This window comes from Leclercia sp. Colony189 (assembly GCF_009740165.1).
Taxonomy (GTDB): domain Bacteria; phylum Pseudomonadota; class Gammaproteobacteria; order Enterobacterales; family Enterobacteriaceae; genus Enterobacter.
Genome location: NZ_CP046557.1, coordinates 4,146,569 through 4,165,574 on the forward strand (window position 1 = coordinate 4,146,569; position 19,006 = coordinate 4,165,574).

14 protein-coding genes and 1 tRNA gene are annotated in these 19,006 nt (G+C 58.0%); 3 read left to right on the forward strand and 12 right to left on the reverse strand.

All coding sequences use genetic code 11. From position 1 onward, the window contains the following. Positions 1-58: 58 nt before the first annotated feature. The gene (dnaG, locus tag GNG29_RS19715; RefSeq protein ID WP_103177014.1) at positions 59-1,804 is read left to right on the forward strand and encodes a DNA primase; all 1,746 of its coding nucleotides are present in this window, start codon (positions 59-61) and stop codon (positions 1,802-1,804) included. 122 nt (positions 1,805-1,926) lie between these two features. Beyond that, positions 1,927-3,816, forward strand: a complete 1,890-nt coding sequence (gene rpoD / locus GNG29_RS19720; RefSeq protein WP_255410825.1) for an RNA polymerase sigma factor RpoD — start codon at positions 1,927-1,929, stop codon at positions 3,814-3,816. Between the two features lie 61 nt (positions 3,817-3,877). Here rpoD and mug read toward each other — a convergent pair whose 3' ends face one another. Further along, positions 3,878-4,384, reverse strand: a complete 507-nt coding sequence (mug, locus tag GNG29_RS19725) for a G/U mismatch-specific DNA glycosylase (protein ID WP_103177016.1) — start codon at positions 4,382-4,384, stop codon at positions 3,878-3,880. Positions 4,385-4,509: 125 nt separating this feature from the next. Here mug and GNG29_RS19730 point away from each other — a divergent pair. Continuing rightward, a tRNA-Ile gene (locus GNG29_RS19730) sits at positions 4,510-4,585 on the forward strand. Between the two features lie 88 nt (positions 4,586-4,673). Here the strand turns inward: GNG29_RS19730 and GNG29_RS19735 are convergent. The 11 genes from GNG29_RS19735 to GNG29_RS19790 form a co-directional block, all read right to left on the reverse strand. Then, positions 4,674-5,126 (reverse strand): hypothetical protein, encoded by a 453-nt coding sequence (locus GNG29_RS19735; protein ID WP_156655244.1) that lies wholly within the window; start codon positions 5,124-5,126, stop codon positions 4,674-4,676. Between the two features lie 337 nt (positions 5,127-5,463). After that, positions 5,464-6,453, reverse strand: a complete 990-nt coding sequence (locus GNG29_RS19745; protein WP_103177087.1) for a glycosyl hydrolase family 8 — start codon at positions 6,451-6,453, stop codon at positions 5,464-5,466. A gap of 9 nt (positions 6,454-6,462) precedes the next feature. Continuing rightward, positions 6,463-6,930, reverse strand: coding sequence for a cellulose biosynthesis protein BcsD (gene bcsD, locus GNG29_RS19750; RefSeq protein WP_103177088.1), 468 nt, complete (start codon positions 6,928-6,930; stop codon positions 6,463-6,465). Then, the gene (locus GNG29_RS19755) at positions 6,930-10,802 is read right to left on the reverse strand and encodes a cellulose biosynthesis protein BcsC (RefSeq protein WP_156655245.1); all 3,873 of its coding nucleotides are present in this window, start codon (positions 10,800-10,802) and stop codon (positions 6,930-6,932) included. The genes bcsD and GNG29_RS19755 overlap by 1 nt, the downstream gene beginning before the upstream one ends. A 13-nt stretch (positions 10,803-10,815) precedes the next feature. Further along, positions 10,816-13,275, reverse strand: coding sequence for a cellulose biosynthesis cyclic di-GMP-binding regulatory protein BcsB (gene bcsB, locus GNG29_RS19760; protein ID WP_156655246.1), 2,460 nt, complete (start codon positions 13,273-13,275; stop codon positions 10,816-10,818). Then, positions 13,272-15,392 (reverse strand): UDP-forming cellulose synthase catalytic subunit, encoded by a 2,121-nt coding sequence (gene bcsA / locus GNG29_RS19765; protein ID WP_114316629.1) that lies wholly within the window; start codon positions 15,390-15,392, stop codon positions 13,272-13,274. The genes bcsB and bcsA overlap by 4 nt, the downstream gene beginning before the upstream one ends. 22 nt (positions 15,393-15,414) lie before the next feature. Beyond that, on the reverse strand, positions 15,415-16,221 hold the full coding sequence (gene bcsQ / locus GNG29_RS19770; protein ID WP_156655247.1) for a cellulose biosynthesis protein BcsQ: 807 nt from the start codon (positions 16,219-16,221) through the stop codon (positions 15,415-15,417). Beyond that, complete coding sequence (bcsO, locus tag GNG29_RS19775) at positions 16,212-16,784, reverse strand: cellulose biosynthesis protein BcsO (protein WP_156655248.1); 573 nt, start codon at positions 16,782-16,784, stop codon at positions 16,212-16,214. Before bcsO ends, bcsQ begins: the two co-directional genes overlap by 10 nt. Positions 16,785-17,244: 460 nt before the next feature. Beyond that, a complete protein-coding gene (locus tag GNG29_RS19780) occupies positions 17,245-17,907 on the reverse strand; it encodes a DUF799 domain-containing protein (protein ID WP_103177093.1) in 663 nt (220 codons plus the stop codon). A gap of 11 nt (positions 17,908-17,918) precedes the next feature. Beyond that, the gene (locus GNG29_RS19785; protein WP_409201129.1) at positions 17,919-18,266 is read right to left on the reverse strand and encodes a DUF4810 domain-containing protein; all 348 of its coding nucleotides are present in this window, start codon (positions 18,264-18,266) and stop codon (positions 17,919-17,921) included. Positions 18,267-18,275: 9 nt separating this feature from the next. After that, a complete protein-coding gene (locus tag GNG29_RS19790; protein ID WP_156655249.1) occupies positions 18,276-18,953 on the reverse strand; it encodes a CsgG/HfaB family protein in 678 nt (225 codons plus the stop codon). Positions 18,954-19,006 lie beyond the last annotated feature (53 nt).

Genomic DNA, 19,006 nt, shown 5'->3' on the forward strand with positions numbered 1-19,006 from the left:
TCCGGAAGGAATGCGCGGCTTGTTTTCGTTTATACGTTCCTAAAAATTTCTGGGGCCTATGGCTGGACGAATTCCACGCGTATTTATCAACGATCTGCTGGCAAGAACCGACATTGTCGATCTCATCGACGCGCGGGTAAAGCTGAAGAAGCAGGGCAAGAACTATCACGCGTGCTGTCCATTCCATAACGAAAAAACCCCCTCTTTCACCGTAAACGGTGAAAAGCAGTTCTACCACTGCTTCGGCTGTGGCGCGCACGGCAACGCCGTCGACTTTTTGATGAACTACGACAAGCTCGAGTTCGTTGAAACCGTCGAAGAGCTGGCTGCCATGCACAATCTTGAAGTGCCTTATGAAGCAGGCAGTGGCCCCAGCCAGATAGAGCGTCATCAACGACAAACGCTGTATCAGCTGATGGATGGCCTGAATTCGTTTTACCAACAGTCTCTCAAGCAACCTGCTGCTGAGCCTGCGCGTCAGTATCTGAACAAGCGCGGACTGAGCGACGATGTTATTGCGCGTTTCGCTATTGGTTACGCCCCGCCCGGCTGGGATAACGTGTTGAAGCGTTTTGGCGGCAATAGCGAAGATCGTAAATCACTCATCGACGCGGGCATGCTGGTCACTAACGACCAGGGACGTAGCTATGACCGCTTCCGCGAACGGGTGATGTTCCCTATTCGCGACAAGCGTGGCCGGGTAATTGGTTTTGGTGGCCGCGTGCTGGGCGATGCCCTGCCGAAATACCTCAACTCCCCGGAAACCGATATTTTCCATAAAGGCCGCCAGCTGTATGGCCTGTATGAAGCCCAGCAGAATAACGCTGAACCGCAGCGGCTGCTGGTGGTCGAAGGCTATATGGATGTGGTGGCGCTGGCGCAGTTCGACATTAACTATGCCGTGGCGTCGTTGGGTACCTCTACCACTGCCGACCATATCCAGCTGCTGTTCCGGGTGACCAACACGGTCGTCTGCTGTTACGACGGTGACCGGGCCGGACGCGAAGCCGCCTGGCGCGCGCTGGAAACGGCGCTGCCTTATATGACCGACGGGCGCCAGTTGCGCTTTATGTTCCTGCCCGACGGCGAAGACCCGGATACGCTGGTGCGTAAAGAGGGCAAAGCGGCATTTGAAGCGCGGATGGAGCAGGCTCAGCCGCTCTCCACGTTTCTGTTTAACAGCCTGATGCCGCAGGTAGATTTGAGCACCCCGGATGGCCGCGCCCAGCTGAGCACGCTGGCGTTACCGCTGATTACTCAGGTGCCGGGCGAAACGTTGCGCATCTATCTGCGCCAGGAGCTGGGCAAGAAACTTGGCATCCTGGATGACAGCCAGCTTGAACGCTTAATGCCAAAACTGGCTGAAAGCGGAGCGGTTCGCCCCGCGCCTCAGCTAAAACGCACAACCATGCGTATACTGATAGGACTGTTGGTGCAAAACCCGGAGCTGGCCCCACGCGTGCCTTCTCTGGCGGGTTTAGACCACGAAAAGCTGCCCGGACTTGGCTTATTTGCAGAACTGGTCAACACTTGTTTGTCACAGCCAGGTCTGACCACCGGGCAACTTTTAGAGCACTATCGCGGAACAAAAGCCTCCGCAACCCTTGAAAAACTGTCGATGTGGGACGATATAGCAGATAAAGAGATTGCTGAAGAGACCTTCACCGACTCGCTCAACCATATGTTTGATTCGATGCTTGAACTGCGCCAGGAAGAGTTGATTGCTCGCGAGCGCACACACGGTTTAAGCAGCGAAGAACGCCGGGAGCTCTGGATGATTAGCCAGGAGCTGGCAAAGAAATAACAGAAAGACAAAAGTATTTAACGGCTTAAGTGCCGAATATCGATCGGGTAGATCCCGACAGCCGCACTGAGAGGCAGCGGCAAAAATACAAGTACGCCCTCGCTTTAAAGGTTGGCAGCCGTATCGCCGACACCAATCAAACGAATAAGTGTGGATACCGTCTTATGGAGCAAAACCCGCAGTCACAGCTGAAACTTCTTGTCCAACGTGGTAAGGAGCAAGGCTATCTGACCTATGCCGAGGTCAATGACCATCTGCCGGAAGATATCGTCGACTCCGATCAGATCGAAGACATCATCCAAATGATCAACGACATGGGTATTCAGGTGATGGAAGAAGCCCCTGATGCCGATGATCTGTTACTTGCTGAAAACTCAAACAACACTGACGAAGATGCAGAGGAAGCTGCTGCACAGGTTCTGTCGAGCGTTGAATCTGAAATCGGCCGCACCACCGACCCGGTTCGCATGTACATGCGCGAAATGGGTACCGTTGAACTGTTGACCCGCGAAGGCGAAATTGACATCGCTAAACGTATCGAAGACGGGATCAACCAGGTGCAGTGTTCCGTTGCCGAATACCCGGAAGCGATCACCTATCTGCTAGAGCAGTACGATCGCGTTGAGGCAGAAGAAGCCCGCCTCTCCGATCTGATCACCGGTTTTGTCGATCCGAACGCGGAAGAAGACATGGCCCCAACGGCGACGCACGTCGGTTCTGAACTCTCTCAGGAAGAGATGGATGATGACGAAGACGAAGACGACGAAGATGGCGATGACGACAGCAGCGATGATGACAACAGCATCGACCCTGAACTGGCTCGCGAGAAGTTCGCTGAACTGCGCGCGCAGTATGTCGTTACCCGCGACACGATCAAAGCGAAAGGCCGCAGCCACGCAGCCGCTCAGGAAGAGATCCTGAAGCTCTCTGAAGTGTTCAAACAGTTCCGTCTGGTGCCAAAACAGTTCGATTACCTGGTAAACAGCATGCGCGTGATGATGGATCGCGTACGTACCCAGGAACGCATCATCATGAAGGTGTGCGTTGAACAGTGCAAAATGCCGAAGAAGAACTTCATCACCCTCTTCACCGGCAACGAAACCAGCGAGACCTGGTTCAACGCCGCTATCGCGATGAACAAGCCGTGGTCTGAAAAACTGCGCGACGTGACTGAAGAGGTACATCGTGGCCTGCAGAAACTGCAGCAGATTGAAGAAGAGACCGGCCTGACCATCGAGCAGGTAAAAGACATCAACCGTCGTATGTCCATCGGTGAAGCGAAAGCCCGCCGTGCGAAGAAAGAGATGGTTGAGGCGAACTTGCGTCTGGTTATCTCTATCGCCAAGAAGTACACCAACCGCGGTCTGCAGTTCCTGGATCTGATTCAGGAAGGCAACATCGGTCTGATGAAAGCGGTTGATAAGTTCGAATACCGTCGTGGTTATAAGTTCTCCACCTACGCAACCTGGTGGATCCGTCAGGCGATCACCCGCTCTATCGCGGATCAGGCGCGCACCATCCGTATTCCGGTGCATATGATTGAGACCATCAACAAGCTCAACCGTATCTCCCGCCAGATGCTGCAGGAGATGGGCCGCGAGCCCACGCCGGAAGAGCTGGCCGAGCGCATGCTGATGCCGGAAGACAAGATCCGTAAGGTGCTGAAAATCGCTAAAGAGCCAATCTCCATGGAAACACCAATCGGTGATGATGAAGATTCGCATCTGGGTGATTTCATCGAGGATACCACCCTCGAGCTGCCGCTAGACTCTGCCACCACCGAGAGCCTGCGTGCCGCCACCCACGACGTACTGGCTGGCCTGACCGCCCGTGAAGCGAAAGTCCTGCGTATGCGTTTCGGTATCGATATGAACACCGACCACACGCTGGAAGAGGTGGGTAAACAGTTCGACGTTACCCGCGAACGTATCCGTCAGATCGAAGCGAAGGCGCTGCGTAAACTGCGCCACCCGAGCCGCTCTGAAGTGCTGCGTAGCTTCCTGGACGACTAATTCGTCCTGATGTAAAAAAGCTCCCTACGGGGAGCTTTTTTTATGGCTGACGCTTCAGAGCTTAAAGCCCCCGCACGACCAGCGCCTCGTCCAGCTCCCGGTACGCCTCCACCAGCTTCTCCAGCGTTGCCCGGTTCAGGCCGCTCGGATTGGGCAGCACCCACACCTGCGTTACGCCGATGGTGATCTTCTGCTTTCCCCACTGCACCCCACGCTGGCTAAAAGCCTGCTCATACGCCTGCTTGCCGAGGACCGCCAGCGCCGCGGGCTGATAGTCCTCCATCTTTTTAACCAACTCGCGCCCGCCGCTGCGTAGCTCATGCAGGTTTACCTCACTCGCCTGCACCGTGGGCCGCTCCACCAGCATGGTGATGCCGCAGCGGGTATCCAGCAGCTGCTGCTCCTCTTCCGGCTTGAGTAACTTATCGGTAAACCCGGCCTGGTAAATCACTTTCCAGAAGCGATTACCGGGATGCGCAAAGTGAAAACCAGTATGGGCGGAAGACTTGCCCGGATTGATGCCGCAGAACACCACCCGCAGGCCTGGCGCCAGGATATCGCTGATCATTATTACTCCTGCTTATTGATTCAGGCTTTAAGTATAAAAGATTGAAAATGCGTTGTTTATAAAAACAGCAGGCAGGTGCGTATGGCTGGATTGCAGCGAGCAGTTACTTTATAATCCTCCGCCACGGCCCCTTAGCTCAGTGGTTAGAGCAGGCGACTCATAATCGCTTGGTCGCTGGTTCAAGTCCAGCAGGGGCCACCAGATTTTGGCTTTAAAATCAAAGAATTAAGCCACTCCAGTGAGTGGCTTTTTTTTACGCTAACACTAATAAGTAGCTTCTAGCACGCTCTCAGTGCGTCCGGTACGGCTCCCTCACATAATCCCGCAAGATATACACCAGATCGTGCAGCAGCCCGGTCAGATCCTCCGCGACTGCGCCCGGCAGCATATTCCCCAGTAACGCCTGATTCAGCGAACGCAGATATCCCACCATCAAACAGGTATCCTGCCAGCAGTCCGGCATGGCGGAATCCGGCAGCTCATCAACGGTGAGCTGGGCAATAAGGTGTGGGGGTAAATCTTCATCACACAGTTGCGCCAGTCGGGTGAGCACGTGCGACAGCCGTTCGCATAACGCCAGACGCGCGGTAATTTCTTTAGTTTCAAGCAGAACTGTTACCAGAGCCGCGCAACGATCCGTGACCTCAAACAGGTCAGCAGAGGCAGGCAGGGGCGAGGTGAGCAAGTGGCGGATAACGCTTTCGTCAGATTCGGGGTAAGTCAGGGTTGGGATCGTAGCCATAAGGCATCCTCCTTGTACGAGAAATAAGATCACCACCAGAGTTCCTACGCTCGGGGGGTGACGCTGACGGAGGTAGGAATGCCGACGTACAAGGGGATCGGCCAGCCTTTCGGCTGCTCCGCCAGCGCCACTGTAATCATATCGGGATACGCGCTGGCAGGACACCAGATCGTGAATCTGGGTCACCTTGTACTAAAGCGGGTTCCTACGCCCGGTTGCAGGTTTCACCGCAACGAGGAGACTCTACGCCCTGCTCTCCCCCACACAAAACAAAAAGCACCACCGCAAGTCATTCTTGCGAGGCGCTTTCCAGAATCTCACCTTAGGAAGGTAAAACTTACCTTGCCAGCGACACCAGCATCTTCAGACTCGCAGAATAGTAATCCTCCTGAGCCGTGATCTGCGGCTCGCCCGCCGGGAGTTGCCCCATCGCCAGGTCACGCACCGCCAGCAGGCCGCCGTCCATCATATAGGGCGCCGGATCGTTGGTGGTGATGTTCACCCAGGCTGGCGTCTGGGTACGGGAAAAACGTCCCCAGTAGGCGGTATAGGGCGCCATCAGCGGGCTGGTTGGCTGATACCACTTCACGTAGAGCGGCACGCGGATCGCATCGTAGCTGAAGCGCGCCGGCCACTCTTTGGCCGGGGTTACGCGCCCGTCGGCGTACAGTGAAACCCAGTCCGCCGGGAGCTGCGTGTTGCCGAAGCGCATTTTCACCAGCAGCTTCTGCCCGTCATTGATCAAATCACGCCACACCGTCAGATGGCTGCGCTTCGCGAAATCCTCCCAGGCCGGGAAGATAAAATAGGAGGGGTTGAGATTCACATGGCTGTTGAGGTTAAAGCCTTTCGCGCCAGGCAGCATCACGCGGTAACCGGCAAAGCTGATCACATTGCGGGCCACCAGCTCTTTGGTGATGGCGTCCGACGCGTTCAGGTAATTGCTGTCATTCCACTGGGTGCCCGCCTTTAACAGCGCCCAGGCGATAAAGGTATCGCCGTCGGTGGCATTGTTTTTATCCATAACCGGATCGGCGGCCACCGGGTTAAAGCGCCAGTAGAACAGGCCCGTCTGTGGGTTTTGCAGATTCTTTTTGGTCCAGCTCCAGATTTTGTCAAAACCCGCGCGATCGTTGTTGCGCACCGCCATCATCATGGCGAAGCCCTGCCCCTCGGTATGGCTCACGCTGTTGTTGCCGGTATCAATGATGCGACCATCCGGCATCAAAAACCGCGCCTTGTAACTCTCCCATGCGCTTCCAGCGAAAACCTGATGGCTTAACAACAGCCCCAGCGCCAGAACCACGATTTTAGTTCGCTGCCACATGGCCGATCCTTATTGATTGTTTTGATATCTGAAATGGATAACCGTAGCCGAGGGGGATGCCTCCCGCCACAGTGAAACGTGCGATTTTCCGCCCTGCTCGCGCAGCCAGCGGGCATAGAGTCCCTCCAGCACCGCGCTGAAGGCGTGGTTCCAGGCCATCTGCTTTGCCTCTTCAGGCGGCACCGGCAATGCCGTATGCACGATGCGGATCGCCGTGTCGCTGGCATCAATATCAATATAGCCCCAGTTAAAGGCCGCCAGCCGGGCGTTGATCTGCTCTTCGAGTTCGCCCACCGTGTGCGCCAGCATCAGCGGGAAGCGCTCGCCCAGGGCGTCGCCCATCTGCACGAGAAAGGCGCGGCTCTGCGCCTCGCCGACGTTCGCCACCATCGTCTCAACCATCACGTGGATCAGTCCAAACCAGCCCGACTGGGACTGTTGATGCTGGTAATAGTGCAAAAGCTGTTGATCGTTCATTACTTGTTCCCCAGAAGGTAGCGGAAGTAGAGGCTTGCGGTGCTTTCATTGTAATCACCGAAGGTGTCATACCCAATCTGCCCGCCGATGGTCATATCTTTGTTGAGTTTGTAGTCCGTGGACGCGCGCAGGTTGTAGCCCAGGCCGTTTTCGCTGTTGCCTTTGTAGAACGCCTCTTTGGCGAAACCACGGGAGACGTAATCTTCCAGCTGGCGCTGCATGGCCGCGTCCGTCGGGAAGTACGGGCTCTCATCCTGGGAGTAAGACTGATAACCAATCGACGCGCCTAACCCCAGGTTCCAGTTGTCATATTTCTGGGTGTAATCCACCGGGAAGGAGACGCTGATATAGTCCTGCGGACTGAAATAGCCCCCCTGCCCGTAGCTGAAGTAGCTCAGGTTTTTGTCGAAGTTCATGTAGTTCATGTTGATGCCGGCTTTCAGCTCGCGGTCGGCGGCGTAGTAAGGGCGGAAATAGACCCCCGCAGAGCCGGTGACGCTGGTGTTGCTCGGCACGTTCTCCCCGACATAGTCGTACACGCCAAACCCGGCGTAGAAACCTGCATCGGTATTGTCATAGCTCAGCTGCGCGCTGCCGCCGTTTTTGGTGACCTGGCCCCACTTCTTGCCGCTGTATTTGTCCTCAACGCCAACATAGGAGAGGAGGCTGTCTACCACCGCACGACGCTCGCCGGTAAGCACCAGCTTGAGGTAATCGGTCAGCTGTGGCGACCACTGGATCCCACCCACGACGGTATTCAGATCCTGGCCCAGCGGCGTGGAGCCAACGTCAATTTTGTATTGATCCCCGGTGAGCGCCATCGCCACTTCCACACCCTGAGCGCTTTGCGAGCCCTGGGACGGCACCTTGATTTTGTCGATATTCGGCAGCTCAGGCGGCGTGGTGGTGGAGGCGTTATAGAGCTCTTCGGCCACGCCGCCCTGAATCAGCGCCCCGGTACCAAACCGGCGACTGGATTCATCGGACGAGGTACCCGCATCGAGGCTTATCGGCGTGACGTTAACGTCCAGGCGGGAATCACCGAACGGCACGGTGGACCACTGCAATGGCGCCTTGATCTCGGTGAGCTTGCTGAGCCCATCTTCGCCGTCACGCGCGCGCAGGGAGGTTGATCCTCGCGCCCAGGTGGCGGTTTTATCCACCAGCATCTCCATCATGTTATCCACCTGGCGCAGCGTACCGGCCTGGGCGGTTTCCACCGGCAGATCGGTGCGCACGGTACCCGGCGGCGCGGTCTGTGGATTACGCGCCAGCTGGGCCACCTGCCACGGCATCGCCTGGCCGTAGAGCGACGGCGACGCCGCCACCTCGCCGGTGCTGGAGGTACCCACAAACGGGTTGTCGGCCAGTGCCAGGCCGCCCAGCATTGGGGCGGTTTCACCGGTGTTATTCTGCAGGCCGAGCAGCTTGCCGCGCGCGGTGCGCAGATAGCTCATCGCCTGCTGATGGTTGCCTTCCGCCTCGGAGACCCGCGCCAGCAGCAGCAGGCGCTCCGGCGAACCGTCGTTGGTCAGCCCGGCGCTCAGCTGCTTCGCTTTATCGACATTTTTGCTGGCCAGGGCCACATCGATCGCCCCGGCCCGCGCATCCTGCTGCGGTGTATCGCGGGTCATCAGGTAGTCGTAGACCACCCCTGCCTCTTTATTCATCTTGCCGGACTGATAGACGCGGGCCATCGCAAACATCAGATCGGTGTTCTGCGGATCGTTTTGCATGGCGCGGATCAGCTTGTCGTAGGCCGCGGCATAGTTGCCCTGGGTGCGCAGACGATCGGCCTCGTTGATCACGTAGCCGTTACGAATGCTCGCCAGCTGGGTTGGCGTACTGCGGGACTGCAACTCCGGGCTGGCAAGCCAGGCCTGGGCTTCGCTGCCCAGCCCCGCCTGATTGAGCACCGCCACCTGATCGGCATAATCCCCGGCGTTACCCTGCACGCCGCGGCGCATGTTGTCGTGGACCACACTCACCGCAGTGGTGACATCCCCGCTCTGGGCCAGCATCCGCGCCAGCTTGCCCGCATCCGCCGGGCTTTGTGGCGGACGCGCCGCCAGGGCTTTCAGGGTGTTGGCCGCCGCGGTGCGATCGCCCTGCGCCAGATAGCGCTCGGCGACGTTCATCTGGAGGTTGTAGTTGACCCGCTGCGACAGCTCGCGCATATCGCGGTTCTGGCTGGAGGCCGGAATACGCGACAGCAGGGTTTGCGACTGCTGCCAGGCGTTGTTTTCACTGGCGAACAGCGCGGCAGCGTAGAGTTCGCTGTTGCTGGCGTTCGGGCGGAAGGCCGGTGCCATGGTGTTGGCCGCCTCTGCGTCGCGTCCCTGTTTCTGCAACAGACGCGCAAGATCGAGACGCAGCCAGGGATCGGACGGATAGCGGGCCGTCCCCTGCTGCAACAGCGCAATGGCGCGCTGCGGATCGCCGTTGGCCGCCGCCTGCTGCGCCTGACGACGCAACGGATCGGTCGGGTTGCCGCCGGAGACGCGCGGCTGGAGCCTCGCCTGCAGGCTGGCCGGCAGGGTTTGCAACATCGCCTGGGCTTCGGCGGTTTTGTTCTGCTCGCGCAGGACGTAGTAGAGGTTTTCCCGGGCCGCGCCGTTGTTCGGCTGCTCGGTCAGCAGGCCGCGCAGGGTCTGCTCCGCCGAGGTGTAATCTTTGTTATGCCGCTGGACGTCGGCGCGGAACAGCTTCGCCGCCGCCCCCTGTTCGCCACTGCGCTGGGCGAGCGGTGCGCTCAGGGCCAGCGCCTGGCTGACGTTACCCTGTTTGTAAGCCGCCTGCGCCTGGGCCAGCTGGCCGTAAAACTCGGCATCCTGCGCCTGCTGCTTGCGCTCCTCAGAGGCGCTTCCGCCCAGGCTTGCTGCACGGTTCAGGTATTGCGCGCCTGCGGCGTAGTCGCCCTTGCGCAGGGCCACGTAGCCCATCCCGGCCAGGGCGTCGGCATCTTCCGGGTTGGTCTTCAGCGCCTGCTCAAACTGGCTGCGGGCGGTGTCGGTATTGCCGCTGTTCAGCGCCACATAGCCTTCGCCTTTTGCCGCCCCGCCGATGCTTTTACGGAAGTAGTCCTGCACTGCGGTATCGGTGGGATGGCGCTGGAGGTAGGTCTGGTAATAGGCTTCGTCACCCGCCTGCGGCCCCAGCCAGAGCAGAGCCTGACGCAGGGATTTATCCGCGTCCTGACTGCCGCTTGCCAGATCCTGGAGAATATCCATCCCCTCGCGGCGGGTGCTCTCCTGATAGGTGAGCACTTTGCCCAGCGCAATTTTGACGTTGTTATCCTGCGGGTACTGCACGCGCAGCTGACGCAGCTCGCTCACCGCCTGCGGATAAAGGGATTTGTCCCCCGCCATGGTCAGATAGTATTCCGGGGCCAGGCTCGGCGGCGGCTGGTTGCCGGTAAACAGGCTCTGCCAGGTGCTAAGCGCGGCGGGAATATTGCCGCTGCGCGCCTGCTGGCGGGCCAGCTCCAGCTGCCCGCGCGGCACCTGCTGCATCTGTTTGGCGTTATCCAGCGCCTGCAGATTTGCATCCTGCGGCGAGACCGCCGTTAAGCGCTCACGCCACTGCGCGGCCCCTTTCATGTCCCCAGCCTGCTGTGACCACAGCGCCATCAGGTAGAGCGCCTGGGTGTTATTGGGGTCCACCATCAGCACTTTTTTCAGCGATTCCATCGCCAGGTTATCGTGAGACTTTTCGTGCCAGTAGTTCGCCTGGTCGAAGAGCGCTTTCAGCGCCGGGTTATTGGCCGACTGCGCGGCATCCGCCGCCTGGGCGCCCTGAAGGCCCCCGAGCGCCAGCCCGCTGAACAGGCAAAGCACAGGCAGATGTCTGGCGGTTTTGTTTTTATTTTCCATAGTGTTACCACCCTTACTCACGATCTGAATCCTGTGGGTTAAGTCGTTTATGCGCGCGTTTTTTCAGTAACGAGTAGAGGCTCAGGCCAATAATCGTCGCGAACAGCAGGCCAAAAATTGCCAGCATGGCGGAGTGCTGCGTGGCATACCACACCACCATCATGTACCAGGGCATCTGGCCGCTCGGGAACTGCGGGCCGACGCGGAAACTGCGCACGCCGTTTTCATCGGTGATGATCGCCGTATCGCCGCGGATCCCGGCGTTGATGCGGGCCGAGTTAAGATCGTTATGCAGACGCGAAAGCTGTTGGTCATTGCTGCCAATCGCCATCACCACCAGCCGCTGCGGGTTCCACTGGGAGCGGAAGCTGACAAAGCCGCGCCAGGATTCGTTCGACGAGAAGTAGCGGTCGGCATCGACGCCCGACGCGTTCCAGTCGCCCTCCAGCAAGCGCTGCGCTTTTTCCAGCATCTTCGGCTCGCGCACCCCAAAGGTGTGTTCGTTGCTGATAAACGGCGACTGGGCCAGCAGCGCGCGGTTGAAGGCGGTTTGGTCCAGCGTGGAGACCGCCAGCACATCGCTGTTGCTCAGGCGCAGCAGGTTCGCCCCGCCAGAGGGCAGACCGAACATCACGCGGTTGTTGTTCAGCGCGGTCCCGGTGGCGTTACCGGAGCGGGCGGCGAGATCCAGCAGCGTGCCAATCTCGCTTTCGCTCGGGTTTTCCGGCAGGAGTAATACCGTCTGCGAGAAGTCCGCCAGACGGGTAAACGGGAACGATGCGCCGACGAAGTAAGAGAGATTTGGCAGCAGCGCGAAGTGGCGCGAATTGCTCAGATCGATGCTGGAATCTTCGTCGATACGGCTCTTGATGTTGTTATTGAGCAGCACGCTGCACGGCGCGGTCTCTTTGGTCTGGATGTTGAAATAGAGCTGCAGCTGGTTGTCGCCGTAAATCAGATAGGGCTCCAGCGGCATGACAAAGTTCTCCTGGCGCGCATCGCCGCCGAGCTTGTGCCACAGCCCTTCCAGCAGGCCCTGTTTGTTTACCGGCAGGTTACGCAGGAAGGTGCCGTTAAAGGTCATCGACAGGTACGAACGCTGTTCGTCGATCCAGCTTTCGGACGGGAAGCGATAGGCTATTTTCAGCGGAATGGTGTCGCCATCCCACATAAAGAGATCCGGTGCGGCACGGAACCCAAGGGTCAGCGGCTCGTGCCAGATGCCGGTCACCGTCAGGCTCTGATCTTTACGCATCAGCTCGCTCAGCAACACCGGGCGGTCGGTGGCGATCCAGCGCGGGGCGTCATAAGGTTTGCTGACCGGGATGTTCTGGGCCTCCACCAGCAGGCTGGTGGTCTGGCCGCTGAACTCTCCGCGGGTCAGACGCCATGCGGCGCTTTTCAGTTGCTGCTCGTTATTGCCCACCACCAGCAGCAGTTTGTAGATCGGGTTGGCCGGGTTATCCACCACCTGGAGCATCGCCCCGTTAGAGGCAGGCAGCGTCAGGCCGCCAATCGACTCGCCCGGTTTGCCGAACAGGATGCCGTTTTTCTCCGGCAGCTGGTCATGCAGGGCGTCAAACGAAATACCGCGGTAGTCCGCTTCGATCCCCAGCCACGAGGCGATCAGCGCCGCCGCGCCCACCTGCTCCGGCAGGGTTTTGGCCGGGAAGGCGAAGGTCAGCGTGGTCGGCGTCATCTGCATCTCATCAAGGAACGGACGCGGGAAATGGCTCAGATCCGCGCCAATGTTCAGCTGCTGCGCCTCCAGGTCGAGACGCGTGTTCGGCATGATGGTGACCTGATAATTGTCCGACAGATCCCGCTGGCACAGCAGGGCGTCGCCGTCGTTGATTTTGAAGCTGATGTTGTTGCGTGACACCACAATCGCCGCCGGGATCTCCAGCTGATAGCTCGACACATTACTGTCGGCAGAGCCCAACGGTACCGTCCCCAGCGGCTGGCCGTTGAGCATCAGCTGCAGGGTGGTATTACGGGCCGCCATCGCCGGAGAGACCTTCAGGTTCAGCTCCAGCTGGGCATTGGTGATCACCTGGTCCGCCGAGAGGGTGAAATCGATTCCCCCCTGTAGCTGCCCACCGCTTAACACCACGCCATTGGGCTGCCCCATCTGGGCAACGGTGATACTGCTGCTGGTGCCAGGGGTGATCCCCATCGGCACCGGAGAAGCAGGAACGGCGTCGGGCGTCACCGGCATGGCATCCGGTGCCGGGCTGGCAGCCGGTTCCGCAGCCGCCTCTGCCGCCGGCGGGGTCTGGAAAGCGGGCAGCGTATCGGGTGCAGGCAGGGAAGCCGGCGCCGCATCCTCAGTGGACTGCGCTGTGTCCGTCGCGGGCGGGAAATCCACCGGCAGCAGCGATTCCACGGTGGTCGGCTCTTCCGCCGTCACCGGCTGCGCCAGGACGCCAAATACAAACAACATCTGCAGCGCTTTGCGGGTCATCCCTTTCATACAGCGGTATCCTCGGTGGCGTTATTCCTGCGCCCTGCATCCTCATGGCGTTGACGACGCTTATTACGACGGTCTTTCCAGGTCAGCCAGAACAGATCAAATACGCTGCGAATAATGATAAACAACGAGCGGAACGGATTGTCCTGCGGCTTAGGCGGGTTGATCCACGCATCGGCGCGGGCCAGCACCACGCGCACCAGCTCGCGGCGGCGCTCCAGCGGGATCTCGGCAAACATCAGGCGTATATACTGCTCATCGTGGGCAATGACGCTCACCGGAATACTGATCGCCCCGGATTGCAGCTGTAGCTCAATCTCTTCGATCTCATCGGTCAGGTGACGGTCGTCCACCACCGCAATACGGCAGCCGCCCATGGAGAGATCCAGGGTATGGCTGCGCGAGGAGATGCCGCTGGCGTAGTGGATCACCACCGGCACGTTGGCATCGATACGGATCGTCTTACGCGTCTGGCGGGTTTCCCGCGCCACGGCAATGGCCGCCAGCAGGAAGATCAGGCTGTAGATACCCCAGCCGACGTTCAGGGCGATAACCATCGGATCGACGTTGAAATAGTCATGCGCGACGGCGCGCGTGATCCCGGCGACAACCCCTGCCGCCAGCAATACGGCGATGATCAGGTGCGGGCGGACAATGCTGAAGTCGAAATAGCCCACGTCCAGCAGCGCGCCTTTATCGGTTACGTTGAACTTCCCGCGTTTCGGGAAGATCAGGGTAATCACCGTCGGCAGCACCAGATGGAAGGCCAGCACGAGGTCATAGATCTCCCCCCAGAAGCTGTAGCGGAAGCGCCCGTTGACCCGCGAGTTCACATAGATGCAGAGGAACAGGTGCGGCAGCATATAGGCGAAAATCAGGCTCGCCGAGGAGTGGATAATGTTCAGGTTAAACAGCAGGTAGGCCAGCGGCGCGGTGAGGAACGCCACGCGCGGCAACGCAAACTGGAACGAGAGCATGGCGTTGAGATAGCACAGACGCTGCTGCCACTTCAGGCCGCGGCCCAGCAGGGGGTTATCGACCCGCAAAATCTGCGTCATGCCGCGCGCCCAGCGGGTACGCTGGATCACGTGCACCACCAGGCGCTCCGTCGCCAGCCCTGCGGCCAGCGGAATATTCAGATAGGCCGATTTCCAGCCCAGGCGCTGCATCTTCAGCGCGGTGTGGGCGTCTTCGGTAACGGTTTCCACCGCAAAGCCCCCAATCTCTTCCAGCGCGCTGCGACGGATCACCGCGCAGGAGCCGCAGAAGAAGGTGGCGTTCCAGTTATCGTTACCGCGCTGGATCTGCCCATAGAAGAGCTGACCCTCGTTAGGAATATCGCGGCCTGCGGAGAGGTTACGCTCGAACGGATCCGGCGAGTAGAAGTAGTGCGGCGTCTGCATCAGCGCCAGCTTCGGATCCTGCAGGAAGGCCCCAACCGTCGCCTGCAGGAAGATACGCGTCGCCACGTGGTCACAGTCAAAGACGCAGATCAGCTCGCCTTTGGTGAGCTTCATCGCGTGGTTGAGGTTGCCCGCTTTGGCGTGGGAGTTGTCGTTACGCGTGATGTACCCTACCCCGACGTTGGCGGCAAACACCGCGAACTCGCTGCGCTTGCCGTCATCCAGCAGATAGATCTTCAGCTTATCCGCCGGATAATCCAGGCACTGCGCCGCCAGCACGGTATCGCGCACCACGTCCAGGCTTTCGTTATAGGACGGAATATAGATATCCACCGTCGGCCACTGCGACATATCATCCGGCAGCGGCACAATCTTGCGCTGTAACGGAAAGAGGTTTTGCAGATAACTCAAAATAATGGTTATCCAGATATAGAGTTCGGCGAGAAATAACCCGATCCCCAGTATGGCCTCAATTTCGGAATTAAAGTGCAGCGTCTGCGTGGCCCGGAACCAGATATATCGTGTGGACATTAACACCGCCACGATCATCATGATTACCGATACGCGGTGATGTTTGCTAAAGCCGAGCAGCAGCAGCGCCCCAATGCTGATTAAGCCGAAGATATACTGCTTCTGGCTATCCATTGGGGTGATAATAATGAGCACGGCGATAGGTGCTAAGACCAATAGCAGTAGATAAAACAGCGCCTTTTTCATAGGACGTCCCTGGAAATTGTCGTCAGAAACTGGAGGTTCTCAGGTTGGCGTGTACGGCGCCGTCCCCCACCTGGATACCCAAAATGCCCGCGATACGCTTACTCACCAGCTCGATATCGAACGCCGCCGCCGAGGTGGCGCTGAAATCCAGTATCGATTGCTGTGAGGCATTGGCCTCAGGCACGCTTTCATCCCGGTTGATCACACCAAGCAGGCGATCGCCGAGGCGTTGCTGTAAGAAGGCGGTGACGTCACGGCTGATATGGCGCCGGTTGTCACTCTGGTTCACCAGGAAATAGTATCCGGCCTTGTTGTTCGGCGGTTCGCCGCCGGTCAGCCGGTGGTTTTCAATGTGTGGCAGCAGTGACAGCGATGCGGTGTCGGCCAGCAGGGTCACCAGGTGCATATCGGCCAGCGGGGAGATCGCCTTCAGCGCCGGGTTCGGCCCTGGCGGGAAGTCGGCCAGAATAACCAGCCCCGGATAGTTCAGCAGAGAACTTAACCCGCGCGCCAGGAAATTGCTGTCGCTGGTGAGGTTATGTTCAAAGATCAGGCGCTGCTCTTCCGTCACTTCACCGTAGGGCAGGACAAACATATTGTTGCCCGCCGTCAGCACCGACTGGCTCCAGTCGGCGGATTCATTGGCGCGGGCAACGTAGCCGCGTCCGTCAGACAACGGCACGCCAAAATGCAGACGCAGCGCGTTCTGTACGTCGAAGTCAATGGCCAGAACTTTACTGCCGGAACGTGCCAGAGCATAAGCGAGGTTGGCCGTGACCGTAGTTTTCCCGACTCCGCCTTTTGGCGAGCAAATACACACTAACGGCATGAAGCGATTCTCTCCAGGAGCGGTTGTAACGGAAGATCTTTCACCGGATGGCTGGCACGTTCAGACGCTTTGGTGGCGAACAGCTGCTCAAAGCGCACCGGCTCTGCAGGTTTAGGCGCAGGGGTAGCGTGCGCAATGGGCACTACCGGCGCAGGCGTAGCACGAAACTCAGGTTGCGGCGCAGGCGCCTCTTTCACCGGCGGCTGGCTTGCCACCTCAGGTTTAAGCTGTTCGAACAGCGAGGGCGCAGGCTGCATCGGCGCCTCTTTTTCGGCGCGGTCAACATTCATGCTTTGCATGATCGAAGGCGAGGAAACGGCAGGCGCCTTCGTCAGACTGGCAAAGGCAGCATCCAGCTCACCGGGTTGCACTGCCTGGGGAACCGGTACGGCGACGCTGCCCGCTTTCGCCAGCGCCGCGTCATTATTCACACCTGCCAGCTGGTTGATGATCGCCCAGCCGCTACTGGAAGCCTGCTTGTTTTGCGCAGACAAGTCCTTGAAGTTGATGTCACCGGTGCGCGTTTTATCCTTGAAACGCTGCAAATCATCATAATTTTTCATGGCATTACTCGTGATTTACAAGTCAGTATTATTTGTTTCCTGCATGACTTTGCCAGGGACAACCTTTTTGTGGGAATACGAACGTGTAAAGGGGATCAGTGATTAACAACCGCCATAAAGCATTCCCTTTACGGGTAGTCATATTTGCTTAGTAAATATTCTAATGCATATTACGTAGAGCTAATACTATGTACAAGCTTATCGACAGATCGCGTAATTTCTCCACTTTCTGCCAGCAGTAACCCCCAACATACAGATAAAATATCGCTCCATGTCGCCCAGGCGAAAGATTAATCCAGCAAAAATATAGCACGCAAAGCTTAATATCGACAGGAAACTATAAGCAGGGTTTATGAAAAACAGGATAAAGGGGTGAGTATGGCGGGTGCACGGCAGCCTGGCGGGTAATGGGAAAGTTGCAGATAAATAATCCCGGCGCAGGGGCCGGGACTGAAGGAGATTACAGGGCAGTCTGTCCATATTTTGGCGAACGAGGCCCGTACAACAAGCCGCCAGGCCCTGCGCTGAACAGACGGGCGCTGGTCACCTGAGCGACATCATACGCTTTATCGGTTGCCGAATGCGCAATCTGGGTCACCGCCGCGCTGATCAACATACCCAACAAGCCACCGCCAGAATTACTCTGACCCTCATTGCTTGAAGCCGTGGCAATGCCTTTCCACAGCTCTTTCCCGGTGCGTAAATCCACTAACCGCGCCGCTGCGCTCACGCGCGTCTCGCTGCTAATCACCTGGTATGAGGTGCCGTAATCGGTGAGGGTGATGTACATCACCGCATCAGCACCAAAGATCTCGTGCAGTTTTTTCAGCGGGATCGCGCTGATATCGTCCGGATTGGTCACGCCGTTTTGTTTAAACGTCTCTTCCACCACCGCAACCGGGAACACGTAGTAACCGGACTCGGCAAGCGGCAGAGTGACGCTGCTCAGAAAGCCGTGACTGGCGTTCACGTCCGGAGAGGTATTTTTTGGCGGCAACACCAGGATGCTGCGTGGTTTGCTTTCCCGAAAGGCAGAATAATCAGCGGGCGGCGTCTTATTAGTGGAGCAACCCGTAACGATCAGCGTCAGTGCCAGGGTAAGGAGGGCTGAGATTCCTTTCATGTTACGTCCCTTTATTTTTTCGTGGTCAGGAAATGAATATACGAAGCCGATTCCGGATACTGCGTTTTTTCGGCATTAAATTCGGCCATCGCCAGCTCTCTGTTACCCGTATTGCTGTAGAGCATTCCCAGTTGGGCATGCACGCCGGGTGGAACAGGCTTGCTGCTTGCCCGTGACGCGTCGATCAGCTTCTGCAGGGAAGCAATTTGCTCCTGCGGGCTGGTTTTACCGGTGAAGTAGTCATAGACCGAGGTCTGATAATCCCCCCACGCATAGATCTTTTGCGGCGTATTGGTTGCACAACCTGCCAGGAGCAGTAGTGCTGCGCCAGTAACGAGCTTATTTATAGTTGCCATCATCAATTCCTTTTAATGTGTATTTGACGGGTTCCAGCCACCGTTCTCCGTCCCGGCAACCAGATTATTAACCGCTTCGCGAATGGCGAGATCCAGCACTTTGCCGTTGAGCGTAGCGTCGTAACTGGCGGTGCCGCCAAAGCCGAGCACTTCACGATTAGAGAGCGCGTATTCACCTGCTCCCTGCGAGGAGTAGATCACTTCAGAGGTGCGGACATTGATCACATTCAGGGCCACTTTTGCATAAGCCACCTGTGATTTCCCGCGCCCCAGAATGCCAAACAGCGCCCTGTCGCCGGTCTCCTTACGGCCAAACTCCGTCACGTCACCAGTAATGACATAAGTTGCCCCTTTCAACTGCTGGCGCTGACCACTGATGCCGGACTCGGTTTTAATCTCTTCCATGTTCGCGCGATCCAGCACGTTGAAACGGCCTGTTTGCTGCAGGTGAGTAATCAAAATGGTCCTGGACTGGTTCCCCAGATGGTCGACACCATCGGAGAATATTCCATTCATATAGCTGGAGCGGTTATCAAATTTCCCAACGGAGATTGGGCTGCGCTGGCCCTGCCAGGCGGTGTTATAGGTGGCGACTTTCGCGACTTCGACGGAACGGGAGGATTCCGTTGCACATCCTGTCAGCAGTAACGCGCTCAGGCAGAGCGAACTGATTAGTCCTTTTGTTATCATGCTATTCAAATTTCCTTATAATAAAACAGGCTAATTAAAAAAATTATTAGCGC

Bases quoted from the DNA above. Each gene is read 5' to 3' on its own strand.
- dnaG (WP_103177014.1), top strand. From the start codon at position 59: ATGGCTGGACGAATTCCACGCGTATTTATCAACGATCTGCTGGCAAGA.
- mug (WP_103177016.1), bottom strand. From the start codon at position 4,384: ATGATCAGCGATATCCTGGCGCCAGGCCTGCGGGTGGTGTTCTGCGGC.
- GNG29_RS19735 (WP_156655244.1), bottom strand. From the start codon at position 5,126: ATGGCTACGATCCCAACCCTGACTTACCCCGAATCTGACGAAAGCGTT.
- GNG29_RS19745 (WP_103177087.1), bottom strand. From the start codon at position 6,453: ATGTGGCAGCGAACTAAAATCGTGGTTCTGGCGCTGGGGCTGTTGTTA.
- bcsD (WP_103177088.1), bottom strand. From the start codon at position 6,930: ATGAACGATCAACAGCTTTTGCACTATTACCAGCATCAACAGTCCCAG.
- GNG29_RS19755 (WP_156655245.1), bottom strand. From the start codon at position 10,802: ATGGAAAATAAAAACAAAACCGCCAGACATCTGCCTGTGCTTTGCCTG.
- bcsB (WP_156655246.1), bottom strand. From the start codon at position 13,275: ATGAAAGGGATGACCCGCAAAGCGCTGCAGATGTTGTTTGTATTTGGC.
- bcsA (WP_114316629.1), bottom strand. From the start codon at position 15,392: ATGAAAAAGGCGCTGTTTTATCTACTGCTATTGGTCTTAGCACCTATC.
- bcsQ (WP_156655247.1), bottom strand. From the start codon at position 16,221: ATGCCGTTAGTGTGTATTTGCTCGCCAAAAGGCGGAGTCGGGAAAACT.
- bcsO (WP_156655248.1), bottom strand. From the start codon at position 16,784: ATGAAAAATTATGATGATTTGCAGCGTTTCAAGGATAAAACGCGCACC.
- GNG29_RS19780 (WP_103177093.1), bottom strand. From the start codon at position 17,907: ATGAAAGGAATCTCAGCCCTCCTTACCCTGGCACTGACGCTGATCGTT.
- GNG29_RS19785 (WP_409201129.1), bottom strand. From the start codon at position 18,266: ATGATGGCAACTATAAATAAGCTCGTTACTGGCGCAGCACTACTGCTC.
- GNG29_RS19790 (WP_156655249.1), bottom strand. From the start codon at position 18,953: ATGATAACAAAAGGACTAATCAGTTCGCTCTGCCTGAGCGCGTTACTG.